The sequence below is a fragment of the Pseudomonas sp. B21-059 genome (assembly GCF_026016285.1).
Lineage (GTDB): Bacteria > Pseudomonadota > Gammaproteobacteria > Pseudomonadales > Pseudomonadaceae > Aquipseudomonas > Aquipseudomonas danubii.
On record NZ_CP087201.1, the window covers coordinates 3,590,602 to 3,602,202 of the forward strand.

Below are 11,601 nucleotides of genomic sequence, written 5' to 3' on the forward strand. Positions count from 1 at the left end.
CCGGCAAAAACGCCAAGGCCCGCGGCGATTCCCCAATCGCAGCGGGCCTTGGCGTTCTTGCCGCCCTAGCGGATCCGGTGTTTGTGCAGCAAACGGTAGAAAGTCGGACGCGAGATGCCCAGGACCCGGGCGGCAACGCTGAGGTTGTCACTGTGCCGGTTGAGCACGTCGCACAGGGCCTGACGCTCGGCGCGGTGCTTGTAGTCCTCCAGGGTGCCCATGGGCAGATCCTGGGCTTGCAGGCCTTGCAAGCCCAGATCACTGGCCTGAATCTGCCGGCCCTCGGCCAGTACCAGGCCCCGGCGCACCCGGTTGGCCAGTTCGCGGACATTGCCCGGCCAGTCGTGCTTGCCCATGGCCACCAGGGCGTCCTCACTGAAACTGCGTGGCCGGCGTCCGGTTTCCTGGCTGTAGAAGTGGGCAAAGTGGCTGGCCAGCATCCCTAAATCGCCATGACGCTCACGCAGTGGCGCGGTAATCACCTGCAGCACGTTCAACCGGTAATACAGGTCCTCACGAAAACGACCGCTGGTGATGGCCGCCTCAAGGTCCACGTGGGTCGCAGCCAGGACCCTGACATCCACCGGTATCGGCTGGCTGCCGCCCACACGCTCGATGTGCTTTTCCTGCAGGAAGCGCAGCAGATTGGCTTGCAGCTCCAGCGGCAGATCGCCGATCTCATCGAGGAACAAAGTGCCGCCGTGGGCCGCCTCGATGCGCCCGACCTTGCGCTGGTGCGCCCCGGTAAAAGCGCCCTTTTCATGGCCGAAGAGTTCGGACTGGATCAGGTGTTCGGGAATCGCCCCGCAGTTGATCGCCACAAATGGCTTGTCGTGACGCTGGGACTGGCGATGCAGGGTACGCGCCACCAGCTCCTTGCCGGTGCCGCTCTCGCCGCGGATCAGTACCGGCGACTCGGTGGGCGCCAGCTTGCTCAGCAGCTTGCGCAGGTCGCGGATGGGCCGGCTGCTCCCCAACAACTCGTGCTCGGGCTGGTCCACATGGACCGCGCCCTGGCCCCTGAGGCGGGCCATGCCGAAGGCCCGTCCAAGGGTCACCTGGACCCGGGAGACGTCGAACGGCAGGGTATGGAAGTCGAAAAACCATTCACAGACAAAGTCACCGACCTTTTGCAGGCGCAGGACTTCCGGACTCAGCACCGCGATCCACTCGGTGCCGCTGTGGCTGATCAGGTCCTTGACCGCTTCCGGACGCTCCAGGTGAAAGGGTTGCAGGCGCAGCAAGCCGACATCGCAGGAGCGCTCGCGGGCAGACTCCAGGTCACAGCTGTCCACATCCCAGCCAATAGCGCGCAGCCCGGGCAGAAGACGATGGCAGTCATCACAGGGGTCGACCACCAGCAAGCGGCGCTGCACGGGAGCTTCGAGCATGACTGGTCCTTGGCGCCAAAAGAGGGAAAAGTTATTAGAAACAGTGGTTTGGCAAACCTGGCTGTAACGTTAGCAAGAACTTGACGCTTGAATGTATCAATTGCTTATAGCGCTGCTTACCAAAGGAACTAACGCGCAGCCAGAACTTCGCCCCGAGCGACTGATTGTCGCAGTCTTTTTTTAAGAACCCCGTAACTAATGGTGTTGTCACAGGGCCCACGTACGAAAGTTGTAAAAACTTGTTTTTCAGTGTGACCCGATCACTACCTCAGTGCATCAGTACAAGTGACCAGCCGAACGGTAAGCCCAACCGACGGCACATCATCTGATTGGGCACATAGAGAGAAGACCCCATGAACGCCCCGCTCCGTAGAAACGAAGCACTTTTGATCGCCGACCGCGCATTCAAGCCTTTTCAATGCGTGGCCTGGGCCCCACAGGACGGGAACGGCGAGCTCAGCCTGAGCGTCATCGACCGCACCAGTACCCGTATCGGTCACACCCAGATTCCCAGCAGTGCCTACTCCGATCCAGCCCAACTGGAAGACCTGCTCAAACAAGCCCGCGCTGAACTGAGCCAGGAAGGTTATATCTTGCAGTCCTGGGCCATGCCCAAGTAAGTGATGCTGTTAGCGGATCACCCGAACAGGTGATCCGCTATTTAGGCAAAACAACTAAGCACGCTATCTATTTTTCCCTCGCTGCAACTTTTATCTTCAGCGTAGTGGTTGTTTTCGCTAGTGCAGAAGCTGCACCTCCTCGCTATTTCCAACCAGTGTCCCTTTTGCTTCATCGATGCCCTATCAGGGCCGCCCCATCAGCGGGTCACTGATACTGTGTGCCCCGGTTTCCAGTCGTCCGGCTACCCTGCGCAACCAGCCTGCGTCACTGCGCAGGGTCAAGTCATACCAGCCACCGCTGGACTCACAGGCGAAAACCTGGCGCACCTCTGCCCCCCCAGGCACGACCAGGGTCCATGGTCCCTGTTGGGTATAAGGGCAGCGATCGATAGTGACCGATACCCCACGCGTCCCCGGATTGCTCAGGGTGAACTGCAGTTGGTTATTGCTGGACGTCACCAACAGCTCAGGCTGGAGCTGTTGCAGTTGGCCGCTGAAGCTGCGGTGGAAGCCATTGGGACCCAATACCCACAGTTGGTAGCGCTCCACCACTGGCCAGCTGTCCTGCAGCGCCTTGCCGGCCTCCACCGTGTAGCGCCGCGGGATATCGCTCAGGTGCAGGCCGTCGTAGACATGGAACACCGCGCCCTGCTCGCCAGTGTTCTGCAGGCTCAGGGACAGGGTCTTGGCCTTGGGGTCCACCTGGCTGTCGACATGCAGACGATAAGGCAGTGCCCGTGAAGGTCGGGCCAGCCGCGGCTGGTGCGGTGGCAACTGCTGGCTGGCCAAGGGTAGCGGCACCTGGAGCAGCTTCTCCTGGCGCTGACGCAAAGCGTCGGCGGCCTGCCGGGTGGTGGTCTGCAGCGCCGGCAATGGCTCATGGTTGGGGTCGACGAAATTCAACGCCGACGTCAGGTCGCCACATACCGCCCGCCGCCATGCACTGATATTGGGCTCGCGCACGCCAAAGCGTTTCTCGAGAAATTGCAGCACCGAGGTGTGATCGAACACCTGGGAGTTGACCCAGCCTCCCCGGCTCCAGGGAGACAGCACCAGCATCGGCACCCGCGGCCCGGGGCCATACACGCCGCCATCGGGCAGCGGTTGCTGGGTCGAACCGGGTGGCGCCGGATGCTTGAACAGTTCGCTGTCGAAACCCAGCGTGGACTTGCCGGCAAAGCTGCCATCCTGACGCTGGGAAGGTGCCGACGGCGACGGCATATGATCGAAGAAGCCATCGTTTTCATCGTAGGTCAGCAACAGCACGGTCTTGCTCCAGACCTCGGGATTGCGAGTCAACGCCAGGAGAATCTCCTGGGTGAACCAGCCGCCCTGGACCGGACTCGATGGGCCGGGATGCTCGGAATAGGCGGCCGGCGCCACAATCCAGCTGACCTGGGGCAACTTGCCGGCCTGCACGTCATTGCGAAATCCACCAATGATCGCCTCCAGATTGCTGCCGCTGCTGGCCGGCAAGGTATTGCCATTGCCCTTGTACAACGCAGCGACGGCGTTCAAGGCATCGCTGTAAGGCACAAAGGCATTGAAGTCCTTGGGCGGTTGGGCCGGATTGCCCACCTGTACGCTGGCGGCGCGGTACTGACGGAAGCCGGCCAGGGGGTTGTCGCCGAAATTGTCCGGCAGGTGCTGGTAGACCTTCCAACTGACACCCTGCTCTTCCAGGCGTTCGGGATAGGTCTTCCAGCTGTAGCCGACGTTTACCGCACCCGGGCCATCCCATTCATTGACCACCGCGGCGACCTTTGCCGCGCTCGGGCCGTTGCTGCCGGTCCAGAGAAACAACCGATTGGGGTTGGTCCCGGCGTGTACCGAACAGTGATAGGCGTCGCACAGGGTGAAGGTATTGGCCAGGGCGAACTGGAATGGCAGCTCCTGCTCACGGTAATAGCCCATGGACGTCGCTGTCTTGTGGGTCGGCCAGGCACTCATGCGGCCATTGTCCCAGGCCGAATGGGCATCCACCCATGAATGAGGCGTGCCACTGACGCGCTGGGCGTTGCCTTTGCTGCTGTCCAGGTGATAGGGCATCACCAGCCGGCCCTTACCCTGTTGCTCCCAGACCGTGCGCTGACCGGGCAGTGGAATGGTAAAGCGGTCGCTGAAGCCCCGTACCCCGGGAAAAGTACCGAAGTAATGATCGAAAGAGCGATTTTCCTGCATCAGGATCACTACGTGTTCGACATCCATGATCGTCCCCGTACGGTTATTCGCCGGTATGGCCAGGGCTTGGCGAATAGCCAGGGGCAAGGATGAAAAGAATGAACCGATAGCGGCCGCTTGCAATAGCTTCCTGCGTGAAAGACTGGGCATGGGTCTTTGAATCCTTGTGGTTGCAGCGCGATATATGACGCTGCAAGCAAAAGTATTCATTTCAAATAACAAGGCAGTGACATTGCCATTGCAATTGCATCAAGCCGATATTGCCCAGACCTGCGACTTCGCAAATTGACCATGTTTTCAAGTTTGCAAAAGAATGTTTTATGAAGAAAACACCCGAGCCTGCAAACTTTTCATCAACAGCCAGGTCCAGAAACAATATCGACCCGTTGCCTTACTGAAGATTGTCCGCCACTTCATTGCGTTGAACCCGCAACGGATTGAACGCCAGCCGGATAAACTGCGGGTCCCGCGCGAGTTTGTAGTTCGGACCGACAAAGTACTCCTTGGCCCCCGGATCATTCTTGCCGAGATATAGAATCCAGGCCGTTGTAATACCGGCGAACTCGTTTTCCCGGACACTGCGCACCGGACTGAAATGGGTGGCGTTATGGGCCGTGGCACTCCATCCCGGCACCGCCTTGATCAACCCGCCCTGCCAGAGTCGCGGCCAGGCCCAGGCCGGCACCACCACATCCGCGGCCCCGGTAAGCACCAGGGTCGGGGTCTTGACGGTGGAGCCCAGGCCTATGGGCCCGGGTTCGATGGGCAGCGAGCCGATGTAGCGCAGCTGTGGATCGATGCCCTGCAAGGTGCCAGGCAGCAGGCTCGACGAGAGGATCGACGCCCCGCCGCCAGCGGAATGCCCCGCCACTATCGTGCGAGACAGATCGACCTTGCCGAACAACGGTGAGGTTGGGTCCTGGTTGAGCTTGCTCAGCTCAAGGGCACCCAGGACATGCATGGTGGGCGCGGTATTGATGAAGTCGGAGGAGATGATCACGATAAAGCCGTAACTCGCCCACAGCCTCATCAAATCGGTGTATTGCCCCTGATTGGAAAGGATGCCGCCAACAAAGTTGACCACCGGCAACTTGTCCAGAGCCCCTATATTGCTCGGATAATAAACACTGGTGGAAACCGGACTGGCAAACCCATAGGGAAAGGACGAATTGCATTGAACGCTGTTGTCCAGCAGCATGATCCTTGCCAATACACCCAACAGACCGCGACAGTCACTCAAGACCGCATTGGTAGTGACCTTGTAGGGCCCTGGAGACTTGGCATATTGATCATTGGCCAGCCCCAGCGCCGGAACAAGTTGCGAGGCACTGGCCAGACTCCCAAAAGCAACTAAGACTCCAGCCAAACATAGTTGCACTGCCACCTTGCGTATCGATCTCATTGATAGTTCCTTTATCTGCCTGCTTTCCCTGCAAGACCGGATACTCCCTCCTGGCCGTGCACTCACTACTGCCAATCACCTGAACTTCATCTCACTGCAACAAGCCTGAAACACTCAACCTTAGTTGCCCAGCGGACTCTGGCGACCCTAGAACAAGACAAATTCCAAGGTCAATCCTTATTCAAGCTAGAGCAGCCCACCGAAGCGCCGATAGAAGCTTTCCCCCACATCCGGTAGCGGACCATCAGCGCTCTCCAGAGCCGTGGCCAGCCACTCCTCGGCCTTGGCCTGGATCAAGCGATAGATGTTGCGACACAGCTGGCGCGCAGCACGACCCTCCCAATCGCCGGGAAGCAGTTCGTCCGGCAACTGCGGGTCGCGCAGCAACAGCTTGCGGTACTCATGAATCAGCAGCAGGCGAGCCAGGAAACAGTCGGATGGTTGCAACTGCTCCTGCTCGCGCAGGGCCTGCCAGAGGGGGCGAAACAGTTGGATGAATTCACTGTAATGGGCTGCCAGTTCGTCAATGTTCCAGCTCTCGCGCACCTGCTGGCGCAGGGCTCTGGAGCCGAGCACGTCCTCGGGTGCAGTGGCAAAGACAATGGTGTCGTCCTGGGCGCCAAGCTCCAGCAAGGTGGCATTGATATCGGCGCGATCGCTGCGCGGGCACGCCAGCATCAGCGGCGACATCGCGGCAAACCCCTGCCACTCCAACTCTTCACGCACTTGCTTGCGCAACTCCGGTTGCAGTTGTCCGAGCATTACCAGGCTCCAGGAACCATCCCAGGCCGGCACACCGGCGCTGTAGACCCGCTTGAACGCCTTGTCGAATCGTCGGCGACCGGCCAGGGTCAGGCTGTAGTAACTGCGGCGCCCGACCTTTTCGGCAGTCAGCCACCCCTCCTTGCTCAGGCGGAAGATCGAAGTGCGGATCAGCCGCTCGTTGATCCCCATGGGCTCCAGCAGTTGAATCAGGCTGCCCAGCCAGACGGTGCCGCCATGGGGTTCGATGGCATCGCCGTACAGGGTGATGATCAGCGAACTGGCGCGGATCGGGGTCTGCTCCTGAAAGCGTTTGATCAGATGGTTCAGTGGCGCTAGGGACGACATGGGCGTACCGGAAAAAAAGGAAGGAATATAGCCGGTTTCAGGCCGTCGCAGCGGCCCGGGGTGTTCATTGGCCGGCCTTGGGACGAAAGCCGCCGTCGGCGATTCGCGGCCGGTCGTCCTCGACCCGAGACAGCGGCTCACAGACTTGCATCTGCTCCAGGCAGCGACGGGTCAAGTGCTGGTACTCCCGAGTGCCGGCCAGCTTCCAGGCCACTTCCTCGTCGCTCAACTGACGCGTGACCCGCGCCGGCGCGCCCATCACCAGCGATTGCGGCGCGCATTCGAAACCGGCCTTGACCAGCGCCGCCGCCGAAACGAAGGAACGCGGCGCAATGAAGGCGTTGTCCATCACCACCGCATTCATGCCCACCAGCGCGTCGGCGCCAATCCGGCAACCGTGCAACACTGCGCCATGGCCGACATGGCCATTGCGCTCCACCACCGTGTCGCTATCGGGGAAACCATGCATCACACAGGTGTCCTGCAGATTGGCCCCCTCTTCGAGGACAATCCGGCCAAAATCCCCCCGCAGGCTGGCCAGGGGGCCGACATAGCAATGGGGGCCGACTATCACATCGCCGATCAGCACCGCCGAAGGGTGCACATAGGCACTGGGATCGACCACCGGAATCAAGCCATCAAGGCTGTAGCACGTCATGCTGCTTCCCTCTCTGATCAGCAGAAACTGCTGTTGTTGGAGCGGCTGGGGGGCGCTGCACTTGCCCGCGAATACAACGCCGAGAATGCACGACGCCACCCAATCCAGGATACCGATACAACGCGGACGGCATTTTGTATCAGGTTATTCTCGGTACACAACCGTTCTCCAAGACACAGGCCTGACTCGCCACAGGCGCCACAACCCGCAAAGCATAAAGGATACGGCCTCAATTACCGGCCCAAGGCAGCATCCCATCGACCTGCCGCCCCGAATAGAACGCAGCTGAAGCCGAAAGATAGGACACATTAACAATCTATTAATCTTGATTTTATGTATCACATTGGCGATATACTCGGCGAAAACCGGCTCCCGGGCCGACCCGACAATCGAGCCGGCAACCGGCCGCATCACTCCGAGGACATCCACCATGCCTCAACACCCGACCATGAACTTTGCCACCATCCTGTTCTCCATCAGCGAGGGCGTCGCCCTCCTCAGCCTCAACCGTCCCGAACAACTCAACAGTTTCAACCCACAGATGCATGGCGAGGTGCAGGCGGCCCTCAAGCACGTGCGCAACAACCCCGAGGTGCGGGTCCTGCTCCTGACCGGCGAAGGCCGCGGCTTCTGCGCGGGGCAAGACCTTGGCGAGCGCGACGTCGCCCCCGGCGATGCAGCGCCTGACCTGGGGGAATCCATCGAACAGTTCTACAACCCGCTGGTGCGTGAGCTGCGCGACCTGCCATTGCCGGTGATCTGTGCGGTCAATGGCGTGGCCGCCGGCGCTGGCGCCAACCTGCCCCTGGCCTGCGACCTGGTACTGGCAGCGCGCTCCGCGAGCTTTATCCAGGCCTTCTGCAAACTCGGGCTGATTCCCGATTCCGGCGGCACCTGGCTGCTGCCACGGCTGGTGGGCATGGCCCGGGCCAAGGCCCTGGCCCTGCTCGGCAACCGCCTGAGCGCCGAACAGGCCGAGCAATGGGGACTGATCTACCAGTGCGTGGACGACGCCTTGTTGCGCGATGAAGCCCTGAGCCTGGCCCGACACCTGGCGACTCAACCCACCTATGGCCTGGCGCTGATCAAGCGCAGCCTGAATGCCAGCCTGCACAACAGCTTCGACCAGCAACTGGAGCTGGAGCGCGACCTGCAACGCCTGGCGGGACGCAGCGAAGACTATCGAGAAGGTGTCAGCGCCTTCATGGACAAGCGCCCTCCTGTGTTCAAGGGGCGCTGACATGGCCCCGCTGCGTCGTACCGCAGAGACTGCCGCAGTGGGTGCCGGGGCATGGCCCCCCCCTGATCCTCCAGAGGCGCCAACCCGCGCCTGCTGAACTCCCCGCAAGCCCTTCGTGCCTCTTGCGGGTCATGCACTCAGAACCCGCAGTGACGGGTTGAACGACAACAACAATACGAGTGACACCATGAACATGCCGATAGCCAGAACCGTGCCCGAAGCGCCGCTGGACCCGATGGAAACCGCCAGCATCGACCACTTGCGCCAGCATCAGCTGGAGCGCCTGCGCTGGAGCCTGAACCACGCCTACGCCAACGTCCCCCTGTATCGCCAGCGCTTCGACGCCCTGGGCGTGCACCCCCAGGACATACAGCGCCTGGAGGACCTTGCCCAACTGCCCTTCACCACCAAGTCCGACCTGCGGGACAACTACCCCTACGGCATGTTCGCGGTGCCCATGCAGGAGGTGGTACGCCTGCATGCCTCCAGCGGCACCACCGGCAAGCCCACGGTGGTGGGCTATACCCGCAACGACATCGACACCTGGGCCCAGGTGGTGGCCCGGTCGATCCGCGCGGCCGGCGGCCGGCCCGGCGACAAGGTGCATGTTTCCTATGGCTACGGCCTGTTCACTGGCGGCCTGGGGGCACACTACGGTGCCGAACGCCTGGGGTGCACCGTGATTCCCATGTCCGGCGGCCAGACCGAGAAGCAGGTGCAACTGATCAAGGATTTCCAGCCGGACATCATCATGGTCACGCCGTCCTACATGCTCAACATCGCCGACGAGATCGAACGCCAGGGCCTCGATCCCCACAAGCTGGCCCTGCGCCTGGGAATCTTCGGTGCCGAACCCTGGACCGACGAACTGCGCAGCGCCATCGAGCAGCGCCTGGGCATCCGCGCCCTGGATATCTACGGGCTGTCGGAGATCATCGGTCCGGGAGTGGCCATGGAATGCGCCGAGACCCGCGACGGCCCGACCCTCTGGGAAGATCATTTCTACCCCGAAATCATCGACCCGCTGACCGCTCAGGTGCTGCCCGATGGCGAAATGGGCGAGCTGGTGCTCACCTCCCTGAGCAAGGAGGCACTGCCGATGATCCGTTACCGCACCCGCGATCTGACCCGCCTGCTGCCGGGGACGGCGCGGCCCATGCGGCGCATCGACAAGATCACCGGGCGCAGCGACGACATGCTGATCATTCGCGGGGTCAATGTGTTTCCCACCCAGGTGGAGGAGCAAGTGCTCAAAGCCGTGCACCTGGCCCCCTGTTACGAGATCCATCTGTATCGCCACGGCAACCTCGACAGCGTCGACATTCACGTCGAGCTCAAGAGCGAGCATCAGCAACTAGGGGATGAACAGCAGAGGGCCATCTGCAGCGAGCTCAGTCGCCACATAAAGACCCATATCGGCATCAGCTCACGTATCGTTTTACAGCCCCCCTTCAGCATCAAGCGTTCGGAAGGCAAGGCCTGCCGAGTGGTCGACCGCCGCAAATAACGTTGACGCAAGCACTGGAGCCCCGCCATGACGGGGCTTTTTTTCGCCCGCCATTCAAGCCGCGAGGCAAAGCGATACAGAAACAAAACATGACACGTTATTTTGTGTTTGATATTTATTTATGTATCACATATAAACATTCACAGCCTCACCCACACCTGCAACCCGGGAGACACTCATGTACGCACAGCTGGTAGAGACGGGGATCAAGCGCATCAAGCCGCTGGCAGAAATGTCCGAGCAGGAGCGCACCTTCCAGGAAAAGATCGACGGGGAAATCAAGATCGAGGCCAAGAACTGGATGCCCGATGCCTACCGCCAGACCCTGATCCGGCAGATTTCCCAGCACGCCCACTCGGAAATCGTCGGCATGTTGCCCGAAGGCAACTGGGTCACCCGCGCCCCGACCCTCAAGCGCAAGCTGCAACTGATGGCCAAGATCCAGGACGAAGCCGGCCACGGCCTGTACCTGTACAGCGCCATGGAAACCCTCGGCGCCGATCGCGACGAGGAAATCGCCAAGCTCCACAGCGGCCGGGCCAAGTATTCGAGCATCTTCAACTACCCGACGCTGAACTGGGCCGACATGGGCGCCGTGGGCTGGCTGGTGGACGGTGCCGCCATCGTCAATCAGGTGGTGCTGCAACGCACCTCCTATGGCCCCTACTCCCGGGCCATGGTGCGCATCTGCAAGGAAGAGAGCTTCCACCAGCGCCAGGGCTACGAAATCCTCCTGACCATGATGCGCGAGGGCAACCCGGCACAGCGGGAGATGGTCCAGGACGCCATCAACCGCCTCTGGTGGCCAGCGCTGATGATGTTCGGCCCCAGCGACGAACACTCCCCCAACAGTGCCCAGTCCATGGCCTGGAAGATCAAGCGCCAGAGCAACGACGAACTGCGCCAGCGCTTCATCGACCAGACCATCCCGCAGCTGGAATTGCTGGGCTGCACCTGCCCCGACCCGGAGCTGAAGTGGAACGCCGAGCGCGGTCATTACGACTTCGGCGAAATCCAGTGGCAGGAATTCTACGAGGTGCTCAAGGGCAACGGCCCGTGCAACCAGGAGCGCCTGGAGACTCGTCGCCAAGCCATCGACGACGGTGCCTGGGTGCGGGCCGCCGCCGTGGCCCACGCCCAGAAGAAAGCCCAGAAGAAAGCCAACAAGAACGCCGCCTGAGCGCGCCCAGCCTGATCCGGAGTCAATGCCATGTCTGAATGGACCCTTTACGAAGTCTTCGTGCGCAGCAAGCACGGCCTCAATCACAAACATGTGGGCAGCGTGCATGCCGCCGACGACGCCATGGCCATGAACAATGCCCGGGACCTGTACACCCGACGCAGCGAAGGCGTCAGCCTGTGGGTGGTGCCCTCGGCGCAGATCGTCGCCTCCTCCCCGGATGACAAGGACCCGCTGTTCGACCCTGCGGACGACAAGGTCTACCGCCACGCCAGCTTCTATCAGTTGCCCCCCGAAGTCGGACACATGTGA

General features: G+C 61.2%; 10 protein-coding genes. 5 read left to right on the forward strand and 5 right to left on the reverse strand.

Annotated elements, in window-relative coordinates; all coding sequences use genetic code 11:
- Positions 1-65: 65 nt before the first annotated feature.
- On the reverse strand, positions 66-1,391 hold the full coding sequence (locus LOY69_RS15830; RefSeq protein WP_265073182.1) for a sigma-54 dependent transcriptional regulator: 1,326 nt from the start codon (positions 1,389-1,391) through the stop codon (positions 66-68).
- A gap of 353 nt (positions 1,392-1,744) precedes the next feature.
- On the opposite strand from LOY69_RS15830, the gene LOY69_RS15835 reads away from it, so the two are divergent.
- Positions 1,745-2,011, forward strand: coding sequence for a hypothetical protein (locus LOY69_RS15835; RefSeq protein WP_102863502.1), 267 nt, complete (start codon positions 1,745-1,747; stop codon positions 2,009-2,011).
- Between the two features lie 183 nt (positions 2,012-2,194).
- Here LOY69_RS15835 and LOY69_RS15840 read toward each other — a convergent pair whose 3' ends face one another.
- The 4 genes from LOY69_RS15840 to paaY form a co-directional block, all read right to left on the reverse strand.
- On the reverse strand, positions 2,195-4,342 hold the full coding sequence (locus LOY69_RS15840; protein WP_170002814.1) for a phosphocholine-specific phospholipase C: 2,148 nt from the start codon (positions 4,340-4,342) through the stop codon (positions 2,195-2,197).
- Between the two features lie 241 nt (positions 4,343-4,583).
- Entirely contained in the window at positions 4,584-5,594 is a 1,011-nt protein-coding gene (locus tag LOY69_RS15845) for an adenylate cyclase (protein ID WP_265073183.1), read from the reverse strand.
- 186 nt (positions 5,595-5,780) lie between these two features.
- Positions 5,781-6,704, reverse strand: coding sequence for a phenylacetic acid degradation operon negative regulatory protein PaaX (gene paaX / locus LOY69_RS15850; RefSeq protein ID WP_102863499.1), 924 nt, complete (start codon positions 6,702-6,704; stop codon positions 5,781-5,783).
- A gap of 64 nt (positions 6,705-6,768) precedes the next feature.
- On the reverse strand, positions 6,769-7,362 hold the full coding sequence (gene paaY, locus LOY69_RS15855; protein WP_102879244.1) for a phenylacetic acid degradation protein PaaY: 594 nt from the start codon (positions 7,360-7,362) through the stop codon (positions 6,769-6,771).
- 448 nt (positions 7,363-7,810) lie between these two features.
- Here paaY and paaG point away from each other — a divergent pair, with 448 nt between their 5' ends.
- The 4 genes from paaG to paaB all read left to right on the forward strand — a co-directional run bounded on the left by paaG (position 7,811) and on the right by paaB (position 11,601).
- On the forward strand, positions 7,811-8,602 hold the full coding sequence (paaG, locus tag LOY69_RS15860) for a 2-(1,2-epoxy-1,2-dihydrophenyl)acetyl-CoA isomerase PaaG (protein WP_102863586.1): 792 nt from the start codon (positions 7,811-7,813) through the stop codon (positions 8,600-8,602).
- A gap of 187 nt (positions 8,603-8,789) precedes the next feature.
- On the forward strand, positions 8,790-10,109 hold the full coding sequence (paaK, locus tag LOY69_RS15865) for a phenylacetate--CoA ligase PaaK (RefSeq protein ID WP_102879242.1): 1,320 nt from the start codon (positions 8,790-8,792) through the stop codon (positions 10,107-10,109).
- Positions 10,110-10,287: 178 nt separating this feature from the next.
- Entirely contained in the window at positions 10,288-11,289 is a 1,002-nt protein-coding gene (paaA, locus tag LOY69_RS15870; RefSeq protein ID WP_102879241.1) for a 1,2-phenylacetyl-CoA epoxidase subunit PaaA, read from the forward strand.
- A gap of 30 nt (positions 11,290-11,319) precedes the next feature.
- On the forward strand, positions 11,320-11,601 hold the full coding sequence (paaB, locus tag LOY69_RS15875) for a 1,2-phenylacetyl-CoA epoxidase subunit PaaB (protein ID WP_110597045.1): 282 nt from the start codon (positions 11,320-11,322) through the stop codon (positions 11,599-11,601).

What these genes read in the sequence shown, in the direction of transcription:
- paaA (WP_102879241.1), top strand. Translation starts at nt 10,288, where the DNA reads ATGTACGCACAGCTGGTAGAGACGGGGATCAAGCGCATCAAGCCGCTG.
- paaX (WP_102863499.1), bottom strand. Translation starts at nt 6,704, where the DNA reads ATGTCGTCCCTAGCGCCACTGAACCATCTGATCAAACGCTTTCAGGAG.
- LOY69_RS15835 (WP_102863502.1), top strand. Translation starts at nt 1,745, where the DNA reads ATGAACGCCCCGCTCCGTAGAAACGAAGCACTTTTGATCGCCGACCGC.
- paaB (WP_110597045.1), top strand. Translation starts at nt 11,320, where the DNA reads ATGTCTGAATGGACCCTTTACGAAGTCTTCGTGCGCAGCAAGCACGGC.
- paaG (WP_102863586.1), top strand. Translation starts at nt 7,811, where the DNA reads ATGAACTTTGCCACCATCCTGTTCTCCATCAGCGAGGGCGTCGCCCTC.
- paaK (WP_102879242.1), top strand. Translation starts at nt 8,790, where the DNA reads ATGAACATGCCGATAGCCAGAACCGTGCCCGAAGCGCCGCTGGACCCG.
- LOY69_RS15840 (WP_170002814.1), bottom strand. Translation starts at nt 4,342, where the DNA reads ATGCCCAGTCTTTCACGCAGGAAGCTATTGCAAGCGGCCGCTATCGGT.
- LOY69_RS15845 (WP_265073183.1), bottom strand. Translation starts at nt 5,594, where the DNA reads ATGAGATCGATACGCAAGGTGGCAGTGCAACTATGTTTGGCTGGAGTC.
- paaY (WP_102879244.1), bottom strand. Translation starts at nt 7,362, where the DNA reads ATGACGTGCTACAGCCTTGATGGCTTGATTCCGGTGGTCGATCCCAGT.
- LOY69_RS15830 (WP_265073182.1), bottom strand. Translation starts at nt 1,391, where the DNA reads ATGCTCGAAGCTCCCGTGCAGCGCCGCTTGCTGGTGGTCGACCCCTGT.